This window comes from Mycoplasmopsis glycophila (genome assembly GCF_900660605.1).
Taxonomy (GTDB): domain Bacteria; phylum Bacillota_I; class Bacilli_A; order Mycoplasmatales; family Metamycoplasmataceae; genus Mycoplasmopsis; species Mycoplasmopsis glycophila.
Genome location: NZ_LR215024.1, coordinates 283,983 through 308,652 on the forward strand (window position 1 = coordinate 283,983; position 24,670 = coordinate 308,652).

The 24,670-nt window shown below is 26.8% G+C and carries 12 protein-coding genes; 7 read left to right on the forward strand and 5 right to left on the reverse strand.

Annotated elements, in window-relative coordinates; genetic code table 4:
* Positions 1-52 precede the first annotated feature (52 nt).
* On the reverse strand, positions 53-517 hold the full coding sequence (locus EXC46_RS01115) for a transcription antitermination protein NusB (protein WP_027333818.1): 465 nt from the start codon (positions 515-517) through the stop codon (positions 53-55).
* A gap of 197 nt (positions 518-714) precedes the next feature.
* On the opposite strand from EXC46_RS01115, the gene EXC46_RS01120 reads away from it, so the two are divergent.
* The 5 genes from EXC46_RS01120 (at position 715) to EXC46_RS01140 (ending at position 17,585) form a co-directional block, all read left to right on the forward strand.
* Complete coding sequence (locus tag EXC46_RS01120) at positions 715-981, forward strand: HPr family phosphocarrier protein (protein ID WP_027333819.1); 267 nt, start codon at positions 715-717, stop codon at positions 979-981.
* A gap of 754 nt (positions 982-1,735) precedes the next feature.
* Positions 1,736-4,660: a hypothetical protein gene (locus tag EXC46_RS01125; protein ID WP_027333820.1), complete on the forward strand. Its 2,925-nt coding sequence runs from the start codon at positions 1,736-1,738 to the stop codon at positions 4,658-4,660.
* Between the two features lie 20 nt (positions 4,661-4,680).
* Entirely contained in the window at positions 4,681-11,349 is a 6,669-nt protein-coding gene (locus EXC46_RS01130) for a GA module-containing protein (protein WP_027333821.1), read from the forward strand.
* Positions 11,303-15,787 (forward strand): GA module-containing protein, encoded by a 4,485-nt coding sequence (locus EXC46_RS01135; protein WP_027333822.1) that lies wholly within the window; start codon positions 11,303-11,305, stop codon positions 15,785-15,787. Before EXC46_RS01130 ends, EXC46_RS01135 begins: the two co-directional genes overlap by 47 nt.
* A 169-nt stretch (positions 15,788-15,956) precedes the next feature.
* Positions 15,957-17,585 carry an IS1634 family transposase gene (locus tag EXC46_RS01140; protein ID WP_084262976.1) on the forward strand — a complete coding sequence of 543 codons (1,629 nt, stop codon included), beginning with the start codon at positions 15,957-15,959 and terminating at the stop codon, positions 17,583-17,585.
* A gap of 354 nt (positions 17,586-17,939) precedes the next feature.
* Here EXC46_RS01140 and EXC46_RS01145 read toward each other — a convergent pair whose 3' ends face one another.
* The 4 genes from EXC46_RS01145 to whiA form a co-directional block, all read right to left on the reverse strand.
* Positions 17,940-18,179, reverse strand: coding sequence for a hypothetical protein (locus EXC46_RS01145; protein WP_027333667.1), 240 nt, complete (start codon positions 18,177-18,179; stop codon positions 17,940-17,942).
* Positions 18,160-20,598 (reverse strand): PfkB family carbohydrate kinase, encoded by a 2,439-nt coding sequence (locus tag EXC46_RS01150; protein WP_027333666.1) that lies wholly within the window; start codon positions 20,596-20,598, stop codon positions 18,160-18,162. Before EXC46_RS01150 ends, EXC46_RS01145 begins: the two co-directional genes overlap by 20 nt.
* Before the next feature lie 102 nt (positions 20,599-20,700).
* Positions 20,701-21,621 (reverse strand): ROK family protein, encoded by a 921-nt coding sequence (locus EXC46_RS01155; protein ID WP_027333665.1) that lies wholly within the window; start codon positions 21,619-21,621, stop codon positions 20,701-20,703.
* Positions 21,622-21,678: 57 nt separating this feature from the next.
* Positions 21,679-22,560, reverse strand: coding sequence for a DNA-binding protein WhiA (gene whiA, locus EXC46_RS01160; RefSeq protein WP_027333664.1), 882 nt, complete (start codon positions 22,558-22,560; stop codon positions 21,679-21,681).
* Between the two features lie 62 nt (positions 22,561-22,622).
* Here whiA and EXC46_RS01165 point away from each other — a divergent pair, with 62 nt between their 5' ends.
* Together EXC46_RS01165 and EXC46_RS01170 are read left to right on the forward strand one after the other, a co-directional pair.
* Positions 22,623-23,177, forward strand: a complete 555-nt coding sequence (locus EXC46_RS01165) for a thymidine kinase (RefSeq protein ID WP_027333663.1) — start codon at positions 22,623-22,625, stop codon at positions 23,175-23,177.
* Between the two features lie 113 nt (positions 23,178-23,290).
* Positions 23,291-24,652, forward strand: a complete 1,362-nt coding sequence (locus EXC46_RS01170) for a glycine--tRNA ligase (RefSeq protein ID WP_027333662.1) — start codon at positions 23,291-23,293, stop codon at positions 24,650-24,652.
* Positions 24,653-24,670 lie beyond the last annotated feature (18 nt).

The window sequence follows — 24,670 nt, forward strand, 5'->3', positions numbered from 1 at the left end:
CAAAGATTTATTGTGATTTTTTTCTGATTTTTTAAAAATATTTATCATAATATTACTCTTCAACTTTGTATGAAATTTGTTCCAATTTTAATAATAATTTATAGTAATTTTCTAAAATACCATTAACAAATTTATATTGTCAATCATCATAAATTCTTTCATCCTTGTTGATAGGTTCAATTGGTTTTCAAAAATAATTTTTAGTTATTTCTACAGCTTCATTAATAACTATTCTAGGTTGTATGAAAAACAATTCATATGCTCCATTTAAGAGAATAGCTCTTACAACAGGACTAATTCTTTCTCATTTTCAACTTGGATTAATAAATTTAGATAATGATTTCTTTAAAACATTATAACTTTTTGCTATTTTATCAATTGCTACAAGCTGTTCTTTGTCTAGAAATGGAAATTCATCAAAAACATCTTGAATATTGATTTCACGCTCTAAAAGCTCATATTTATATAAAACTTGTATTATTTCTACTCTTTTTTGACGTCTACTTTTTGTGTTCATTTATAACCCCTATATTATCTTTTTTTAATTATATATTAATTTATATTTAATATGTCTTATATTATTTTAAATAAATTGACATTTTTATTTTCTTTTGTATAATAATAAGGCACTTTTTAGAACATTATTTAAATCAAAATTTGAATATGTTATAATTATGATAATATCAAATATAAATTATAAAAAGGAGATATCAAATGAAAGAAATTACAGTAAAAATTATTGACCCAATTGGAATTCACGCACGTCCAGCTCAATTATTAACTGCTGCTGCTTCAAAATTTAAATCAGAATCAAAAATTACAGCAAATGGTTTAGAAGCTAACTTAAAATCAATCATGAACATCATGACATTAGGTGTAAAAAGCGGAGATGAAGTTACACTTAAAGTTTCGGGCGAAGATGAAGATTTAGCATTTGAAACAATTTTAGGCGCTTTCAAATCAAACGGATTATGTGAATAATCTAAATTTAAAATATATATAAAATATAAATATAACTGTTAAATTAGATAAATAGTTTAATTAATTTGTACACCCATTATTTATAAGGGTGTATTTTTTTATTCAAAATCAAATAAGATCTTTTTGATTTGTTTATTCAGAAGTTTAAAAAACTATTTATATATAAGGAATGAAAATTTTTGTAAAAATACCCAATTTTAAAAAATAGTATTTATTACATAAATACTAAATTGCTAATTTTAGGTATCGTTAGATGCTTTTTTCAAAATATTATCTTGTGCTTAAAAGCAGGTGCGGGTGCGCACTTGCGCGCTAACATAGTTTCCACAAATTCAAAGAAAATTTTTTAGGAAAGGAAAGATTTTGCGAGAAATTCGTAAAGTCATTTTTGTCGTGAAAAAAATAATTTATTTTTGAAAATTTGTCTGGGGATGTGTTAGAGTTTAAGTTAAAGGCAAGCACATTCTTGCTAATACCTTAATGGACTTGGCCCCATTTGGCCTAAATTGTCCGCTCACTTAATTTTGCATTTTATTATATGGATTTGCAACATTTGATTTTCTTGCAAAAAAGCCATTTTTGAACTTTTAAAAGTGCTCTAAAAAAAACTTTTGCACCTATATTTAAGTCTTAAAATAATTTATCTATTATATAAATAAAAATAATTTTAAGTTATTATATAAAGTATTATTTAATATATAAACTTTCGTGTAATATATTTCAAATTATTTAAATAAACTTAAGGAGTTTAATTATGGATATTAAAAAGAAAAACAAAAAGATTCCACTTGCTTTATTAAGCGGATCTACTTTAATTGGATTGTTGCCAACATTATCAATTACTACAAATGACTCGTGGACTACAACTGACGTTTCAGATGCGGAATTTGAAGAAATAATTAATGCTGTTGATAATGATGTTTGAACTAATTATGTAAATATAGAAGGTGTAAATTCGGGGAGAAATTTAAATGATTACAACTTTTTAACCCCAACGAATTTTAGTAAACCACAACTTTATAATTATTTAAATTTAGAGGGTAATCGAAGAGATTTTGATATAGAAATTACACCTAGCACAAAAGCAAACGATGGTTTAAATAGAACATCTCCATCAGAAATGTCTACTCGTGATTGAAGTAGGTTTTTTAGTGTAAATGAAAAACAAGCAGCAATTGATAGTGGAAGATACAACAACACAGCTCTTGGTGCTTACAATTTCCTCAAATGAGGACAAAGAAATACATTTAATTGATCTGGGGATAATACTGCAAAAGGGAACTTTTGATCAGGTGATGGTTTTTCATCACATTCAAACACTAAAAAATTTAGGATTGGATTTAATTTAACTAATTTATATACTGAGGATTCAAATTTTTATGGTGCTTTTTGAATGTCTAATGACATTATTTTAACTGGTCAATTAAAACTTACTTTATTTGCAAGACATAAAAACACTATGGATTTTACACGAATACAACCAGGAAGTGTAAAAACATATGTTTTTAAAATAAATGAAAAAGGTAATTGGAATGAGGATAATGATGAAATTAACCCTTATACAATTAACTTTACACAAGATATTTCTAATAATCAAGCAAACCACGTTATTGTTAATGATTCAATTTCATATTGAGCTTCTCTTGATAAATATCAATATGTTTCTTACTATAAAAATGTTCCAGAAGATGTTAAAAACTCACCAAATTATAATTACACTAAAAATTGATTGTCAAATGGCGGTTCTAGATCTTCTTTAGACAAAATCTTAATTGATTCTAAAGCACCTTCTACACCTTCGGATTTTAATTATGAAGTAGATGATGAAGGAAGAACTAAGTTTGGTCTTGGCTGAAAAGCAATTGAAAATTATCCTTATCAATACACAAATCAAACAGGTGGTGATGAATCAAAATCAATCAGAAATGTCCTTAGAGATAATCAAGGATCTATTTTCAATTTCCATGTTACAGCTTCAAGAGTAACAGGTGATTATATCCCTTCAGTAATTATTGAATTTGAAGTTAAACAACACAATGAAAATACAAGTGACATATTTTTCGGTTCACCTATAAATGTTAACAACTCTAATTTAAAAAATTCATTTATTGGAGCAGGAACTAATAGGTTTTGAAGTGATAATCGTCATAATTCCATGACTTCTGGATTTATGAAAGTTTCTAAACGTAATGAGTCAATGATTAAAAAATTCATAACTAAAGAAAGATCATTCGTAGAACCAGAGTTTGCAAGTCAAAATGATAACTTGCCTAGAACAAACATCGAGTTTATTGATAAATCTAAAGATATTCAATATCAATTAATTTATACTCAATCTAAAAATAATTATGATAGTTTAACAAATGCTAAAAATCAAAATAATGAATTTTTAACAGAATATGATACTAAATCTACTGTTAATTCATCAACAATAATTGCTAATAAAGATTCATTAGTTGCTAAACCAGTTTTTACAAGAGATGCAGATGATAAAATTTGATATGCAGCTAACTCTATTGGAACTCCTTTAACATCTTTTTCAAATAAAATAAATGATGGATTCTATGTTTTTGAAGATATTACTTATCGCTTAACTGATTTAGAAAAAGTTAAAAGGTATCTTAATAGTAAAAAATGATTAACCCAAGCTCAAAAAAATAAAGTTATCGAAACTGCTACAATGGTTATAAAAAACCAAAGTAATAATGATTATAAAAATAGTTATTTATTTGACCCAAGCAACAATTCGACTGATTTTCTTGCTTCAAATTACAATAACGCTCAAGAAAGTGAATGAAATGATGGTGTATTAGCTAAAAAAGTGGACACATTAAAAGAGTTTATTTCTTGAATTGATAGATTAGATGAATCGCAAAGAAAAGGAGAATCATATTACCTTTTATCTAAAGGTACAAAATATGAAGACTCTAACACAGCTGCGTTTTCAATTGATAATATTGAAGTACCAATGAAAACCAACTTTTATTTAATGCAAACATCAATGCGTCCTTTTGTTCAAAGAGGATCTAACAATAACTCTAATCCGATTAGTACATACTTTAACATAGCTTCAGAATTTAATAACGATCCAGAAGCAAAAGACAGAAATAATGTTACTGAATTCAAAGATTGACCTAGAATAGAGAAAGATGTTTCTTTTCAAGATCGGCTTTTAAAAGCAGTGGCAAAAACTGGTAAAGATCACCTTGAAAAAGCTTTAAACGAAGCTTTAGCTCCACTTTCATTACCTAGTGAATTGTCAGTAGTTTCAAAAAGTTTAAAAACGTTGTTAATTTATGAAACAATTAAATTTTATGATGATCCAAATACAAAACCTAGTCCAGATGGATACGAATTTGTAAAAGACGGGAACGTAAATGATCAAAATTACAAAGACAGAATGTCTGATATTGTTCGTACATATGGTGAAAAGATTGTCAATTTATATAACAAAATTGAAGCTATTAAAGAAGAAAAAGATAAATTTGTTAACAATAATCCTGATTCTGATTATCACAATATTTATGCTAATTCAACTCAAGAAAATCACCTTATTAATGACAAATGATACAAGGATTATTTAAAGAAACTTAATGATGAAGATGTTTCTAACGCTGATAGCATTTATAGAGATTTAACAGGTTTAGATGCTTTTATTAAGATGCTTATGCTAACCTAAAATCTCAATGAGTGGATAAAATGGTTAGCTCAAATGGTAATAAACAAGAATATTCAAGAAACATCGATAGTTTTGAATTTTTAACAGAAGATCAAAAATCAGCATTTAAAAATGCTGTTGCAAATAGCCAAGCTCAAAACAACTATTCTTATGATGCAAATACACATGTATTAACTAATAAAATCGCTCAAACCGACAGTTTCTTACAATCAAAAACAAATGAAGCATTTAATAAATCTAAAGAAAACTTAAAAAATAATATTGATTCAGATTATCCATATTTAACAGATATTGAAAAACAACAGTTAAGAAATGCTATCGATAATGCACAAATTAATAAAAATTCAACTACCAGATTTGGTGATGATCTAAGTTTACAAAGCGCTATTTTACCTTTTAAAACTCAAAATAGTTACCGTAAACAATTAATAGATAAAGTGAATTCATCAACTATTGATGGGAAAAATTCTGCATTAACTCAAAATCAAAAAGATGCTTTAATTAAAGAAATTAAAGAAACTACTTTCACAAGAGAAACTAAAGACGCTTACTCTGATAAAATTTCAAACTTAAATAGTTCAATGGTTGAGCTTAAAAACCAATTTAATTCTTTAGATGAAGCAACTAGAAATTTAACTTCAAGCAATTACACTTATTCCACTAATGATGTTAAAGAAACTTTTAAAACAAAGTTACAAAAAACTAAAGAAGTGCTTCAAAATACAACTTCTCTAGCAATTATTGATCCTAGTTCTATAAACACACTTAAATCAGATCTTGAAAATGCATATGGTGCTTTAAATGGAGATTCATATGACACAAAAGTTAAAGAATTTAAAAATTTAACTGAACAATTACAAAATCAAATTTTAAATGAAATTAGACATCAAGGTACACAAAGTGAACGTGAAACAGTCTTTAATAAAGCACAAGAATTAAATGATTTTGTGCCAACTCTTGTATCTCAAATTGATGATGATAAAAGAGTACAAAAAACAACAGATTATACAAGCGCTTCAAAGTCTAAAAAAACAAGTTTTAATAATGCTCTTAGCTCTGCTTCAGATCTAATTGATGCTAATTCAAAATTAAAAGAAATTAGTCAATTTATCTCTACAGAAAAAGCGCTTAAAGATACAAAAAGTAAAAAAGATGCATTGTCAAATGCTATTAGTGCTCTTAATGGTGACGAAATTGAACAAGAAAGAAATAGAATTAATAATTTAGTTGTTGAGTATACTTATCCAAATCCTTCAAGTACTTTAGCTAAAAATGCTCAATTAGATAAATTTAAAACTACATATAAACCTGATGAAAATACAACCATAACTAAAATTAGAACAACCGAAATAGATGATGCTAATGGAAAATTAAAATTAGAATATCAAATCACTTCAAGCAAATTCAAAAGCGAATCAGATATTCAAATTAGTTCAACTAAGACAACAAATTTCATTACTAACTTTAAAACTTCTTTACAAGAAGAAAAAGAACGTTTAAATGATCCTGAAAATAGTAATATTTCAGTTAAAGTTGATGTGGCTGACAAACAAGTCCAAGCATCTACACTTAAAATTGCAAATTCAATTAATAAAATTAGTTTCCAAATAACCGGTGAAGCAAGTGCAAGCGACATTACAATTGTTGGTTATGATGATGTAACCGGTGATTTACAAGTTAGTTATAAACTTCAATCAACTAAAGATGGAATGACAAATGTTAAATCAGATACAGTTTATACTAAAATAATTTCAGGATTTAAAACTCAAACTAGCCGTTTAAATGAGTTATTAAAAGCAAGTAATGTAACTTCAAGCATTTTAAATAAAAATAAAGATGTAAATAATGTAACTAATGCAGACTTTAGCTTAACAGCTAATTCTAATGTCCAAAATGCAAGAGTAGATGGTGTTAATATTACTGGAAGAGATGCTACTACAAGCAATATCAAATCAACCTTTACTTTAGTTTCAACACGTGAAAAAACTAACTTAATTACTATTAATGATCCTTCAAGACAATCATGAGCAAACTTTGCAGCTCCTAAATCAAACAATGTTTCTGAAACTGTTACTGTAGGTCCTTTTAAAACCGCTGAACAAATGGAGCAAGAAAGAATTGCAGCTCTTTTACCTAATTTAGTTGCTGAGTACCCAAATAGCGCTAATGTCACACCTAAACAAGCACAAACAACTGCTATTGTGTTTAAAGTTAGAGAAAATAACACTTTAAAAGAGCTTTCAGATCCTTCAATTCAGCTTTCTATTTCGAACCGTGTAATTAAAACTCCAACTCAAGATGATTTAAGAAATGGAAAAATTAATTTCACTTATACTGTTAATTCAGCAAAACCTAATTTAAATGTTTCTCAAAATGTTACATCAGACGATGCTAATGCACCACATGCTCTTACAGGGTTTAAAACAGAATTGCAAAGAATAAGCGAAGTTTCTCCAACAGTTACAATTAAAAATAGCAAAGCAATTAGTTCAGATGCTGTAAATAATTCTAATGTTGCTAATTATTTGACTTTTGCAAATTACAACAGTGCAACTGAAGAAATTACAAATATTATTGTTAATAAAACAAATCAACGTAATGGTCAAATTACTATTTCTTATGATGTAGTGTCAAAATTAGTCACTACACCAAGCGCTATTTCAAAACATATTGCAAATGTAGTTGTTAGTGATTTTGAAAACGAACAAGAAAGACTTAAAAAATTAGATAATTTTGGTCTTATTAACCTTAAAAATACAATTGATAAAAACACTACAAAAGCATCAAGTTTAAATTTTTCAAGTTTTGACATTGAAATTATCAATAATAATTTAGCTAACTCAAAAGCAAAAGTTGTTCCCGCTTTAACTAATACAAGTGATGAAAACGGAAGTGCTACTTGAACTTGAAGCATTGTTTCTACTAAAACTGACCTTACAGATGTTATTTACAAATCAAAAAACAATAATAGTGCAACAGGATTTTTAACAAATCAAAATGAAGAAGTAAATCGTTTAAATAATGAAGTTAATGTTTCATTTACTAAAAATGCTGTTAAAGTTCTTGCTTCTGAAATTAACAGTGATAATATTGAACAATATGTTAAAGTATCAATGGATTCAAATACTCAAGAAGTAGTTTATGATAGTTTCAAATTTGATGATATTACAGGTAGATTAAAAATTACTTACCGCCTTCAATCTACTCAGAATGGACTAAATAATGCTATTTCTAATTCAAAAGAAGCTTTTGTAAATGTTGAAAATAACCAATTTACAACTGAAGCAGAAAGAATTGCGAAATTAGCGCAAGGTTTGGTCAATGCAAATAGTCAAAATCCACTTGTAAATTACACAGGATTAAACAAAAATAATACTAAAGCTTCACTTGTGCAATTTGCTCAATTAAGCTTTAATAATAACGTAATTAAATCAAGTGATCGAGCTAGTGGTCAAGTAATAAGTATTGTTAGTCCAAATGATGTTAGTGGTACACTTAATATCTCTGTTAAAATCAAAACTAATAAATCTTTATCTGAATTAAATACCCTCGATTCAGTTGGTTCAACTGATATTAGTGCAACCAAAGAAGTTAGCTTAACAGGATTCTTAACTAATTTAGAAGAGTATCGAAATTCAATTTTAGATAAAATTCAAGAATACAAAAACGCAGGTAAAATAACACCAGAGCAAGCAAAAGAATTAACTAATGAAGCTAATAGCAAATCAGCTACTGATGAACTTGACAAGGTTAAAGAAAAGCTTGAAAGAACAGTTTACTTAAATCGTGTTGATGAACTTAAGAACTTAAACCCTAAACAAAAAGAAGAATTAATCAATAAATTAAATACTGAACCAATAAGTAATTTAGATAATATTTTCACAAATTATGAAACGATTAACACTAAAATGAAGTCGTTAAAAGATATTATTAATGAACTTGAAGGAAATACAACACAAGCTAAATATACAGAAGCTACAAACAAAACTGATTTTGATAACTTAATTCAAAAAGCAAAAGATTTATTAACTTCTAATCAAAATAATGGTGAAAGCATTTTAGATACCTTAATTGCTGATGAGATTACAAACAGTTCTCTTAAAAATGAATTTGCAAAATTAAATGGTGATCAAGAAGTTGCTAAAAAATTAATTGATAATCTTGACTTTTTAAGTGATAATGAAAAAACAAGCTTTAAAAATAAAATTGATCAAGTTGATCTTGTAGCTAATAATTCTAATTCAAAAGAGTTTATTGATAATATTGTAGAAAGTGCTCAAAACGATAATACAGCTAAAGAAAATGCCTTTAATGAGATTAACGATCGCGAGCCTAAAAAACTTAATGATTCACAAATTAATGAAATCAAAAAGCAAATCAAATCTAATGATTTAACTAACATTGAGGTAGTTAAAAATAACGCTGATACACTTTATGACAAAATGTCTAGATTAATTGATAAGGCATCTCAAGAAACAACTAATAAAAATTCTCCTGAATATACTAATGCATCGAAAGAATTTAAAAAAGCTTATGATGATGCTTTAACTAATGCAAAAGATATTATTAATAACAGAAATACAAGTATTAATAAAACTCCGCAAGACTTAATTAACGCTAATGCAAATGCTGATCAAGTTGATCAATTAATTAATGCTTTAGATAATGCATTAATTAACCTTCAAAAAAATAGTGCATCAAAAGAAATTGATGGTCTTGATAATCTTTCAGAAACAGAAAAAAATAAATATAAAGAGTTAATTCAAAATGCAAAAAGCAAAGATGAAATTACTGAGATTCTTAATAAAGCTAAAAAAGCAAATGACGAAAAAGCAAAATATATAGAAAAAATTAAAAAGATCGATGGTTTAAACGGCCAAGAAAAACAAGAGTATATTACAAAGATTAAAAATGCAGAGTACAATGAAAACGATTCAAATAATCAACAAAAATTTGAAAATATTGTTATAGATGCTACAAAGCAAGGCTTAATTAATTTAATTGATACAACTTACACTTACTTAAACCCTAAACAAAAAGCTGATTTAATTAACTTAATCAATGAACAAACAACAAAAGAATTAGCTCAAGAGAAATTTGATAGCTATCATTCTATTAATGAAAATATGAAACAACTTAAAGAAGTTGTAATTCCTGCAATGGAAGAATTCAAAAAAGCTAATACCAATTCAAAATATTCAGAAGCTAATCAAACACCAAAAACTAATTTTGATACAAACTTACAATATGCCAAAGATCTGCTTGTTTCAACAACAGATAATGGAAAATTAGCAGATGCAACTAATAATTTAGAAACTTTAATTGCTAACAAAAACGAAGCTAATAGTTTAAACAATCTTTTTGCTTTATTAGATGGTGAAATTGTTGTGACTAAAAATAAAATTAATGATAGCTCACAATATCCAAATTTAAATAACACAGAAAAAGAAGCTTTAATAGCAGAACTTGATGCAATTGATTTACTTGAAGACAATTACACTGATCAAATTAGTGCAATAATTGAAAAAGCCAACTTAATTAATTCCGAAAAAGAAAAGAGAATTGCGTTAATTGATGCATTAAATCATTTAACAACAAATTCAAATAATTCACAAGGACAAAAAGAGTTTTATATTGAAAAAGTTAAAAATCTTGTTGTAACAGTTGTACCTAATTCAAATCCAATCGCTTTAAGTGAAGAAAGTAAAAAAGAATTAGATAAACTTGTTTTAGAAGCACAAAAACAAGATTTAAAAAATCAAATAAATAATTCATATCCACATTTAAATCCAAAACAAACTGCGAACTTAATTCAAGCTATTAATGATTCTCAAAGTTATGTAGATGCTCAAAAAGCATTTAATGGCTATAGTTCAATTAATCAAAATATGAGCACACTTAAAGATTTAGTAACTAAATATGAAGATAAAAATGTTCATTCATTAGATGATTACATTTATGCAACAAAAGAGAAAAAACAAGCTTATGATTCAGTTTTTAATGCAGCTAAAGAACTTATTAATTCAACTCAAAATGATGGAACAAATGAAGGTTCACAATTAGATGTTTTAATTGATGATAATCGAACTAATGGAAGCTTGGAAAATTCTTTTGCTAACTTAGATGGTCTCAAGCAAAAAGCAATCCAAGAAATTGATCAATTAACTAATTTAAACTCAAATGAAATTAGTAATTTAATTTCTAATATCAATAACATTGATAATACTAGTTCAAATAAAGCAAATTTAATTGATGAAATTAAGCAAAAAGCTGAACGTTACAACTTAGCAAAACAAAAAACAATTGATGAATTAAATAAACTTAATGATTTAAGTAGCGAGCAACTTCAAGAATACATTAAGCAAGTCAAAAAGGTTGATTTTACAATTGACAATCAAAATCCAACACCACAAGATCAATTGGATGAAATTCTTAAAAATGCTAAAAAACAAACTCTTAAAAACTTAATTGACCAGTTAAATGCAATTAACACTAATCAACAAGATGCTTATAAAGCAAGAATTGAAAATGTTACAACAACAGAAAAAGCTGAGGAAATTTTAGAAGAAGCAAAAGCATATAATAACGCTAAACAATTAGCTGATCAACTTAAGCTGGAAGCAGAAAAATATAAAAATTCAATTGATTACCGTTTATCAGATCAAGATAAAAAAAGATGCTTTTGATAATGCTTTAAGTACATTGAGCACAGAAATCAATCCTGATAGCCATGCTAAAGATCTTGCAAACTTAAATAAATTAGCGCAAGAATTATCTAGTGCAAAAGAAGCGTTAAATGGTGGTGAAAACGCTCAAGAAATTAAAAAAGCAATTAATGACCTTGATAAGTTAACTTCACAACAAAGAAGCGAACTTAATAGTGTTATTGAAAATCAAAATTCACTTCAAGCTGCTCAAAGTATTCAAAATAATGCAACAAACTTAAATACTAACCTTAAAAAATTAGAGCAAGCAATTATCAATGCACAAGATGCTAAAAACCAACCAATTTTTAAATTAGATGAACAAACTGCTAAAGATGCATTAAATAAATCTCTTAATGATGCAATTGCAGAAAAAGCAACAATTGGATTGGTTGAATTTACTGAAGAAAAAGCAAAAACTTTAGAATCATTAGCAAAAAGAGTTGATAAAGCTGCTGATGACCTTATTACAAAAACTAATAATTTAGATGGAAGCAGAAAAGATCTAAAAGCAAAAATAGATCAATTTGTTTTATTAGATGATGAGCAAAAGATAGCTCTTAAAAATAATGTTGACTCGCTTGATAAAAATATTAACCGTGATGAAGTTTTTGCATTATTAAAAACTTATTTAGATTCAGCAAAAAGTAAAGCAAACAATATTGTTACTAACTTAAACAACTTAAGTTCAAAAGAAAAACAAAATTATGAAAGTTTAATTAATCAAGCTCCATTAACTTACCAAGAATCAACAAATCCATCTTGAATTATTCAAGATGAAGTAGATTCTAATGCTCAAAGTTTTGATGCAAAAGTTAATGCTTTAGTAGAACAAGCAAAACAAGAAAACAAAGCAAAAACAGATGCTATTAAGCACATTAAAGAGTTAACAAATCTTACAAATGCTCAAAAGCAAGATTTAGTTGATCAAGTTATTAATAATAATGTTTCTCAAATTGAAGCAATTCAAAGTAATGCTGATATTTTAGATGCAGCAATGCTTGATTACAAAAATGAAAATTTTGCTTCTAACCCAATTTCAAAAACTGATGTAGATTACACTCAAGCAGATAAAGGGCTTCAACAAGCTTTTGATGATGCTTTAACAAACCAAGCAAATCATACAAATGTTAAAAATGGTCCTAATTTTGATTTAGCAAAAGTTAAGGAAAAACATAAAAAATTAATTAATGCAAGAGAAGCACTTAATGGTGATGAAAAACTTGCTGAGGCAAAAACAAAAGCAAAAAATAATATTGATACTAAATACAATGATTTAACTGATGCACAAAAAGCAGCTGCTAAAGCTCAAATTGATTCAAGCAACATAAACACACTTAAAAAAGTAGAAGATCTTGATAAAGCTTATTCAGTCCTTAATTCAGCAACTAAATTGTTAAAAGATAATATCAATGCAGCAAGCTCAAATAAAGAAGCAATTCGTTACACTGGTTCTGAAAAAGCTTTAAGAGATGCTTATGATAAAGCAATTGATAATGCACAGGTGCTTAATAATAACTTAAGCAATAACACTTTCGATAAGTTGCTTGATACTGAAAATATTAAAGCAATTAATGATGCAATTCAAAATGCTTTTGATGCACTTAATGGTGAGCAAAACATTACTAGAGTTCAAAATGATGCAAATGATTTTATTGATAATCTCAGCGATTTAAACCAAGCTCAAAAAGATGCTCTTAAGCAAAAAGTTTCTGAACAAAAAACTCCTGAAGGAGTTGCTAAAGTTAAAGAAATTGCAAATCAAGTTAATGAAGCAATGAAAGAACTTAACACTTTAGCTAAGCAACAAAAAGAAGCTAAAACAAAAGAAACTGGAAATTACCTTAACGCAGATAATACAGCTGAAAAACCTTACAAAAACAATTATGATAATGCACTTATTGAGGTAGAAAAAGTATCAAAAGAAGGTGAAGATGCTGAGAATAAAAAATCAAGCATCATTGTTCCAGAAAAAATTAATGAGCTTGTTTCAAACTTAAAAGAATCAATCAACAATCTTAATGGTGATACAAAATTAGCTGATGCTAAAAACGAAGCAATTAGTTACATTAACGGTTTAAATAACCTTAATAATAAGCAAAAAGAAGCTTTAATTGCAGAAGTTAATAATGCTGAATTGCTTGAAAGAGTTGAAAGCATTAAAGCTAAAGCAAATACTTTAGATGGTGCTATGAACCAGTTAAATGATGCTATTAGCGAAGCTAAAAAGCAACTTTCAGAACATCCAATTAAATATGCAAATGCTGATGATAACTTAAAATTTGATTATGATACTAAACTTGCAAATGCTGAAAACTTAGTTGATAAAGCTAAGGGAGAAAACCTTGATTTAAATGAAGTTGCAAGAATTGAAAAAGAACTTACAGAAGCTAAAAATAAACTTAATGGTGAAACAAACTTTAGTAATAAAAAAGATCAACTGATTAACCAAATTATTAACGACCCTAATTTAACCCCTTCTCAAAAAGAAAAGTTGACTAATGAAGTTGAAAAAGCTAAAAATGATGATAAATTAAATCAAATTAAAGAAATTGTAGATAATTTATCTTCAAAAATGGAAGAACTTAAAAAAGTTCAAAACGATGCTAAAAATCTTCAAAAAGAAAGTGAATATCAAAACGCAACACCAGAAACAAAAGCTAAATTAGATCAAGATATTATCAATAATGATGATCTAATTAATTCTGAACTTCAAGATCCTGTAAATTGAGAAGAGCTCAATAATAAGATTGATAGTTTAATTACAAAAACAAAAGAAGATATGGCTAATTTAATTGCTGAAGCAAATGAAAATCTTGATCAAGCTAAAAAAGAGATGCTTGGTAAATTAAGCGATTATCAAAGTTTAAATAACGCTCAAATTGAACATTTTAAAGAACAAATTGCTAACGCTAAATTAATTAGCGAAGTTAACCGAATTAATAATCAAGCATCACTTTTAAATGATAAGATGAAGCAATTAAATGAATATATCAATAATGTAATTCAAGAAGGTAAGGCAAGTGATCCAAAACAATCAAACAATTACATTAATGCAAGTGAAGAACTTAAGAATAATTTTGATGACTCATATAACAAAGCTCAAAATTTAGTTAATAAAGAAAACGGAAAAAACCTTAATTTAGAGCAAACTGAAGAAGTGTTACTTACTCTTAAAAAAGATTTTGAAGCTTTAAATGGAGATCAAAGAAAACAATTATTAGTTGATGAACTTGAAAAATTAGTAAATGAATCAAATCAATTTATTAAGCAGGATCCTTACATTGTTGCTCCAAAAGAGAAACAAAATGCATATGATAAAGCAATTGAAAAAGGAAGAGAAATTCTTGAAAACTTAAATAACAAAACTTCAAACGAAATAGAAAAAGTTATTCAAGAAATCAAAGATGCTATTGCAGATATTTTTGATAATAAACAAGATCTTAAAGATGCAATTGACAACTTACCTAATTTATCAGAACAAGAAAAACAAGCTTATAAAGATCAAATTGAAAATACTAATGATCCAAAGCAACGTTATGATATTTTAGAAAAAGCAAAAGAATTAAATGATAAAAAACAAGAATTAATTAATTGAATTAATTCACAACCTAATTTAACAAAAAGCGATAAAGATCAATTAATTGAGCGTGTTAAGAATGCAGATTCTAACGTTCCAAATTGATATAAAGATCTTAAAAATGAGATTTTAGAAGCAAATCAATTAGTTAAGAAATTATTAGATAATAGCAAAACTAATTCATTATTGGATTCTGAAATTGATCAAATAATTAATCGAATTAAAGAAATTGGTATTAATAATCCTGATTATGAAAATATCGCAAACGGATACAAGCAATATACTAATTTATCAAATGCACTTAAAGAATATAGAGACACAAAGGTAGATTCTGAAAATTATGCTGAACTTAAACAAAAATTAGAAAAAGCAATTGCTACAAATCTAAATCTCAGTTTAAATTCAGAAGAATTAAACTTAATTAAAGATAGAATTATTTCTAATAAAAACATATTAAACCAAATCGCGCAAAGCGAAATTGATTTAGTTAATTCATTACTTAATCAAGATGCTGAAAAATTTGAACAAGTAATTGAACAATTAGATAGTATTCTTTCTAATAAATATAAAGAGTTTGATGAGGAATTAAAAGCAAAAAATTACTTCGAGATAATCACCAAAAATAGTGATGCACTTTCAGAAGAAGATGTCCAAACAATAAAAAATATTGAAAAACGTGATGCTTCTGAAGTTCTTTATAGTGCTGCTTTAGAAGTTACAAAAGGTAAAAAACATGCTGTTAAATGACCTTTAATTTGACTATATGTTGCTTTATCTGCTACAGTTATTGGGCTTTTCTTACTTCTTTTCTTTGGTTGAAAAAGAAGAAAGAAAGGTAACTAATAGTTAATTAACAAATAAACTATAATGATATAAAAAAATCCTGCGTTTCCAAGTTAGACCTCATTTTTTGAGGTCTTTTTTTAACCATATATCGTAGATATATGAATTTTCGAAAAATTTTTATTTTTTACACACTTTACACACTTAAATATGGTATAATATATATGTTATGAAATATAATTTATGCAAGAAAAAACAAAATGGTAAGTATTATTTGGTGTTAGCAATTTCAAAAGGTTTCGGCAAAGGATATGGAAGTCAAGTAGGTTTAGGATACTGAGAAGATATTAAAGAGAAATATAACCTTTCCGAAATTGATGATATTAAACCAATAGCAGCACAAATAAACACTAATTTAAGTAAAAAAGATGTTAAAGCAGAGTTTTTTAAAATGTTGGATCCAACTTCTGTTAAAACTAAATTTCAAAATATCGGAATTGAAGCAATTTACAAGATTATTAAAGAATTGGAGTTATTCAAATCTCTTCCAAAAACTAAACACAAGGCTTTAGAAGAAGTTTTGGATTTTATCATTGCGACTCGTATTTTGATACCAAGAAGTTATACATCACAATTTAAAAATAAAAACGATTTTATAAATAAAATAGATGTTCAAAAATCATCAATTTTTAACTATTTAGATACAGTTTTGGAGCATAAAAATACCATTTTAGCTGATTTGCATAAAAAAATTAACGAGCTAACAAATACAAATGATCATATACTTCATTTTGACAATACAACTGTTTATTTCGAAAGTTTTGAAAGAAAAGGAATAAGAAAAAAAGGCTTTTCAAAAGATGGGAAACATAATGAAGATCAAGTTGTAATTGCTATGTCAGTGGATTCAAATGGAATACCATTTCATTACAAAGTTTTTCCAGGAAATACTGCTGATTCTAAAACAATGATTGATTTTCTTGTTGAAATGAAGAAAATTTACAATATATCAAACTTGACAATAGTTGCAGATCGTGGTTTAAATAACAATGCAAATCTTCGTTTCCTTGAACAAAAAGGCTTCAAATACATTTTCCAAAAAAGAATTGATACATTGAATGAAGAAGGCAGAAATTTTATCGTTGAGGATAAAGATTACATGTACAAAAATGAAATTTTTTCGAAAGAAAGATATGTAGATTCAGTGTGAAACAAAAAGAGATTTAATGGTGAAATAAGAAAACAAATTGTTTACTTTAGTCCAGCAAAACAAACACTTGATAGAATAAAAAGATTAAATTTCTTATCCAAAATAGATAAAAAATCCACAAATCAAAAAATTTGTTTGAGTGATTTAGTGCCTGAATACAAGAAAAAATACATGGATATTGAAGGTAAAACAGTTGCAAAATTGAACTATGAGAAAATTAAAAAAATAGCCGATCAAGACGGTTTTTACATGATTGAAACAAATATTCACAACCTAACAGCTGAAAAAGCTATAGAAATTTACAGACAACAGTGAAAAGTTGAAGAGAATTTTAGAACTTTAAAATCATCAATTCAAATTAGACCAGTATATGTTCACAATGAAAATCATATTTTAGCTCATATACTATTATGTTTTTTATCACTTGTGACATTAAAGTATTGTCTCTTTAAATTAAAGAAATATTATGATGATAATGGAGAAATACAAGAAGTAACTTTAAAAATGCTTATTGACTCTATAAATCTAATAAAAATGTCCAAAAAGGAAGTGAATGGAGAAATTGTAAACACGACAACTAATGAATTTGATGAAGATCATAAAAAATATTTCAAAATTTACAAAGACTTCATTGCTTGCATAGGTTAAATTTATGTGTGTAATTTAAGACACAAAAAAGACGAATATCGCTATATTATAGTAATATTCGTCTTTTTTATGCTTTTTAACTTGGAAACTCAGGATAAACTATAATGATATAAAAAAATGAATACATCTATTTTTAAGACGTATTCATTTTTTGTTACTAAATTTGAAGACTTTATTGATCTAAATAATAACTATTTGAGATATCATGAAGAAAGAAGAACGATCAATATCAAAGCGATATGTTGATTTTTCTTTGTAGTAATATTAAAGCACCTTGGCAGGCAAGGTGCTTTTCTTTTTTTAGAAATGAGATTTATGCAATCTCTATAATAATTATATGACCTTTTTGATTTTTTATTTTTTCTCACGATAAAGTCACTTGAAAAAGCCGAATAAATTTAAAATACCATAAATAGATAATGTAAATATCAACATTACACAAATAGGGATTAAAATTCATCCATATCAAATAAATTTACCAGCTTCAACATTAAAATAAATAACTAATGATATTATCACTCCTAAAATTAGCCCAATTAATACTAATGTAAGAATTAAGAGTTTAAATTTAGTTTTATTTGAGAAGTTCTTCATTGAATTTTTCCTCAATTTCTTTGATGGTTGGTAATGATTCAATGGCGCCTTTTTTACCAATTACAAAGGATGCACAAATATTAGCTTTTTTGATAATATGTTTAAAATCACTAATCTTCAGATTTGTTAAATCAAAGTTGTTATGTTCGATAAATTGAGCGATAAAGTATCCAAAGAATGAATCTCCAGCTCCTGTTGTATCAACTACTTTAGCCTTAATACTTGGAACTATTTCTTTTTCTCCATTTAAAAACACCAATGTTCCTTTTTCGCCAAGAGTGATTAAGAATATTTTGTTTTTAAGTTGTGAAAGATTTTCAATTTGATTTAAATCAAAACCGTAAATTAATTTTAATTCTTCATCTGAAAGTTTTATAACATCAGAATTTTCAATGTAGTATTTCGCTTTATTTCTAAAATCTTTGAGTTTATCACTATATAAAGCATCACGATAATTTGGATCAAAGAAAACAATTTTTTTATCTTGTTTTGCTTTTGTTAATAATTTATTGTATGTTTCAAATAACTCTCCACCTAAAAAAGCAGTTGCTGAAGATAAAACAAGTGCATCAAATGGTGGTAAATCATTTAATTTAAAACTTTCATCTGCACCTCTTTCGAAGGTAAAGTTTCTTTCTCCGTTAGAATCCAAAACAACATTAGCAACAGTTGTTTTTTGATTAATTTTTTGTAAATATTTTTTATTTAGCTTATATAAATCAAAGAAATTATCAATGATTTGACCATATTTGTCATCACCAATACTTCCTAAAAAATATGCATTTTGATTAAGTAATTGAACTGCGCCACAAACATTAAGAGGAGCACCACCTACTTTTTCTAATGTTTCTGTATCAGTTTTATATTTATCAATTAATGCTTCTCCTGGCAAAAGAATAACTTTGTCAGATTTTCTTTCTTCTGTGAATGAATTCATTTCTGTTATTTCTCCGATTAAGTTTTTTGTTTTCAAGATTTTTTGACCTTTAATAAAGTATTTTGCACTAAAAACTTCTTGACCTTTGTTGATAAAAATTTCAATAAATGATTTGTCCAAAATGATTTCTAAACTTTGAATTTGAGTAATTTCTCTTTCAACAACAAGACCTGTTTCTAATGCTTCTAATACTGACATTTGTGATCTATCAACTTTAAAGACATTATTTTCGTAGCTAAATGTAATTTTCTCTTTGTCTAAATTTTCAATTTCGAAGCTAAAATTGTCTTTGTTTATTTCTAGATTTAATTCAATAAAGTATGAGTTATTAGCTAATGTAAATTGTTTTGTAAGTTTACTTTTGCGGTCTGAAAGATTTAAAAAATGAGGAATTTGATATAAATGTTTTTCTTTAATTTGTAATTTTCTTGGTAAATTCATGTGGTGAGCATAACCATCATCAAAGGTTGCTACTTCAAAATCTTGTGGTTTAGCTGCTCAACCTAAATATATAATTTCATTATTTTTTGTATTATTAAATGTTTGGCAAGCATAAAAATCAAACCCTAAATCGGCGTGTTGCATTCATTCAACATTAAATTCACAAGTTTCTCAATCCATTTTTCCAATTAAAAATACGACATTATCATTTTTTTCATTATATGGATGAAAATACTTTTGACCTTGGGTTGAAAAACTTAAAACATCATATCCATCCAATTCAAAATAAATTGGACATTCATACATATAAGCATCAGGAGTTTGAAAGTTATTAATTTTAAGAGTTCCAAGAAGTTGAAAGTCTTGATCATGTTTTTTTGAATGGTAAATTGAAATTGAACCTTTTTTAGAGTCTTTTAATTGTGCTCCATGGAATAAATAAAAAGTTTGATTATCTTTTTTATAAAAAGGAAACGGATCTCTAAAATCACCAGTGTAAATATCTTTATTAACTTCAAATAAAACTTTTTTCTCTTTAAAAGCAAGTTTTTGCTCATCAAATTCACAAAGAATAGTAGCTGAACCACGGATAAAATCTTTTTCGTTTAATCATTTTTTTGTATTTCCTGTGTAGTAAACATAAAGTTTATTCTCAACAACTATACCTCCACCACTAAAAACTCCATCTCAATCTTCTGGAATTGAAGGTGTGATCATAACACCTAAATCTTCAAAATGTCTAAAATCTTTAGTTCTATAAGCACTTCATAATTTTGTTTTATGCATAGCAATTTGTGGCACATTTTGATAAAACACATAATAATAACCTTTAAAAAATACAAGTCCATTTGGATCGTTCATTAGTCCAGCAAAAGGTGTGATGTGATTTTTGTTTAAAAATGCTGAGTTATTTCTTAATTTTTGATTAATTTTAATTTGAGAATAGTTTAAAAACGCAAATCTGTCTGCATAATATGGATTTTTTGCAAGTAGTTGCATTTTTGCTAATTTTTCATTATAAAAAGCTTCTTTTTTATTCATTTTTTAATTCCTATCATATTTTGAAATAAATTAGTTTATTTAAAATAAATTTTATTAAATTTTTCTAAAAAGTAGAGTTGAAAAAGAAAAATAGCAAACTTTTTATTTGCTATTTTTGTCCTTAATTAAATGGTATAAACCGATTAAAGCACTATCGTCACCCATTTTGTCAAAAATTAATTTTGTTTCTTTAAAATGGTTAGGATCGCTCATTTTTTTAGCTTCTTCAAAAGCTTCTTTTATCATTTTTTTAGAATTTAAAGCAACACTTCCACCAACAAAAAAGTAATGTGGAGCTATTATTCCTGCAAAAATAGCAAATGTACGAGCTAATGCATCTTTAGCTTCGGCAATTATTTCTAAAGCTACTTTATTTTCTTTTTTTGCTAACTCAAACACTTCTTTAGTAGAGTTTGCGATTTGATAAAACTTCCCTTTTGTTTCAATTCCTGTGCCTGAACAATGTAACTCTAGTGCAAAAGGATTAAGTAAACGATGTTCGCCAAAAAAAGGTTTGGCGCTAATTGGTAATTGTGCTATTTCTTCTGCGTAGTATTTATTGCCATGATATATTTTATTGTCGATAACTAAACCTGCACCAAAACCTGTTGAAATTGTAAAAAATTGAGAGATTTCATCTTTGTTACAATTATTCATTTTATGATTTGCATAAGCCATTGCATTCGCATCATTTTCAAAAATTACATCTTTAAGATAGCTAGAGTTTTCTAATAAATATTTCTTTAAATCTAAATTTTCTCAAGAAGCACCTAAATTAGGGCTTTTTAAAACAATTCCGTTTGCATAATCACTAGGACCAGGTATACAAAGAGCTAAATAATTAATTTTATGTTCTTCAATATTTTTTAAAATTCAATTTAAAGTTTCGCCAGCATCATTGTAGTTTGTTGCTGTTTTGTTTTTTAATATAATTTCACCTTTTTCATCAAAAAGAGCAAAACGAGTATTAGTTCCACCAACATCAATTGCTGCAAAAGTAGAGTTATTAATTGTGTTTTTCATATTAATTATTATATAAGCTAGATTTCAAATGAAAGCTCAAATTTTTGAATAACTTGATTACTCAAAATGCTTACTATTTTTGTGTTTTTCTACTACTTTTTCCAATTTTCTTAATCAATGATTTAGCCCACTCTTTGTGATAAAAATGTTATTTTCAGTCAGTAAAATATTAGATAATTCGACAAAAGAAGCTCATTTGTTTTCTGTTTTAACTCTAAAGAAAACAAGTTCATTTTCTTTAAATTCAGATTCTAGATTATTTTCAAAAACATAGTTAATATTTTCGATGTGTTTTAATGAGCTTTTTGCAATTTTTTGAAGATTACTAATATCAATATTATTAATACGGTTTAATATATTTTCTTTATCTTTTTCGATTCTTCAATTTTGTAGTTTAAATCATGATTTTTTAGCACCAATTGCTGATAAAAAATCTAGTAGTTTATCTTGTTTTTTAACATATATATAGTACTTTTCGTTACGATAAAATTGTTGAAAATGAAACTCGTACAAATTGAGTTTTTCCATAATTTTGTCAATTTTTTCTTTGTATCGCGAAGAAATTTCTAAATGATAAGATGTAGATACTTTTGATGAAATATTCCCGCTTCCACAAAAAACACCAGCAAAAAAGAAAGTTAAATAATCTTTATAATCAATTTCATCTTTTACTAAAAAATCTTTTTTATTAATGATAATTTTTGTCTTTCATTTTTCATTTTTCTCAAATGGTATTTTCATTTTTGAAAGCTTTAAGATAATTTTTTCTAAAATGTATTGATTTTTGATTTTTAGCTCGTATCTAGTTTCATTTTCGCTTGCGTTGGCGAAAATTAAACCCGATAAAAAAGCGAAAATTTCCGGTTTAGAAGAAGCATTATTTATTATTTCTTTCTTTATTTCTCAAGCAAAAGTACTTTTTATGTTCTTATTTTTCATAAAAAAATTATAAAATTAATTTAACAAAAAATTCAAATTATTTTAAGTGAGAGGTTATAAATATGTTTTACAAATATCCTAAAGGTTCTTTAGAAGTAATTACTGGTCCTATGTTTGCTGGTAAAAGCGCTGAACTAATTAAACGAATTAAAATTTGAAAGATAGCTGGAGTTGAGACAATAGTTTTCAAACCTCACTTTGATGTTCGCTTTTCAGAAGACGAAATTGTTTCGAGAACTGGTTCACATATTAAAGCTATTTCGATTCAAAATTCAAAGGATATTTGACAGTTTATCCAAAAAGATTGTCAAGCTGTAGCTTTTGATGAAGCTCACTTTTTCGATAAATCTATCACAGTAGAAATTGTAAAACTTTTGAATAAAGGAATTAGAGTTTTAGTTTCTGGTTTGGATATGGACTTCGAGGGTAAAAGTTTTGATACTGTTTCTGAACTTTTAGCACAGGCAGATCAAATTCTAAAGCTCAAAGCAGTTTGTATGCAATGTAGAGGGCAAGCAAATATGTCATATCGTAAGATCGCTTCAAAAGAGAGACATCTTTTAGGAGATTCTGAATACGAAGCAAGATGTAGAGCTTGTCATAGTAAAAAGAATTAATGATCGCAAATATTAGGGGTAAAAGGATTTTTCTTTTTATCTCTTTTTTTCATAAATGGATAAACTCACTTTATTTATTAAATAAATAAAGAAAAAATGATAAAATTTATACCATGCTAAATAAAGAGAAAATGCAAGATGTGGTAAACCACTTAAAAAATTCTGGATTTGTTTTTCAAGGTAGTGAGATTTATGGAGGACTTGCTAACACTTGAGATTATGGACCTTTAGGTTCACTTTTAAAAGATAATATTGCAAGCGAATGAAAAAAAGAATTCATTCTAAAAGAACCAAATAACTTTTTAATTGATTCAAAAATTTTAATGAACCCACAAGTTTGAGTAACAAGTGGTCACGTTGGAAATTTTAGTGATCCTTTAATTGAAAATAAAGTAAATGGTAAAAGATATCGTGCAGATAAACTTATTCAAGAAATTAACCCTGATTTAATTCCTGAAAAAATGTCTTTTGATGAGATGAGAGATTTTGTTGTTGAAAATATTAAAGAATATGAAGGTTCAAAAACTGAATGAACTGAAATTAAACAATTTAATTTGATGTTTGAAACAAAACAAGGTGTGACCGAAGATTCAAAAGCAAAAGTTTACTTAAGACCAGAAACTGCACAAGGTATTTTTGTTAACTTTAAAAACGTTTTAAGAACAACAAGAGCTAAACTGCCTTTTGGTATTGGTCAAATCGGTAAAAGTTTTAGAAATGAAGTAACTCCAGGAAATTTCATTTTTAGAACAAGAGAATTTGAGCAAATGGAATTAGAATTTTTCACTAAACCTGAAGAAGCTGCTGATTGATTTTATTACTATGTTAATAAAGCTTATAACTTTGCGCTTAAATTAGGAATTACAAAAGATAACATTAGAATTAGAGCTCACGAAAAAGAAGAGTTAGCACACTATTCAGCTGGAACAAGTGACATTGAATTCCAATTCCCATTTGGATGAGGTGAACTTCTTGGTGTTGCAAATAGAACTGATTATGACCTTAAGAGTCACATGGCTGCAACCAACGAATCACTTGAATATTTAGATCCTCAAACAAATTCTAAATTAGTTCCATATGTAATTGAACCAAGCATTGGATTAGATCGTCTTATGCTTGCTGTTATCACTAATTGTTACCAAGAAGACGAAGTTGAAAATGAAACAAGAATTGTAATGAAGTTTCCTTACGATATTGCTCCATACAAAGTGGCTGTACTTCCTTTGGTTAAAAAATTAGGGGATAAATCTAAAGAAATTTTCAAGCAACTAATTGATAAGGGTATTTCATCAACTTATGATGAAGCAGGTTCAATTGGAAAAAGATATCGTCGTCAAGATTCGATTGGAACATTTTATTGTTTAACTGTTGATTATGACACACTAGAAGACAACAAGGTAACTTTAAGAAATAGAGACACAATGGAACAAATTCGTGTTTCTATTGATGAACTTTCTAATTACTTGAAAAAATAATTTTTTCAGAAAGGTGAA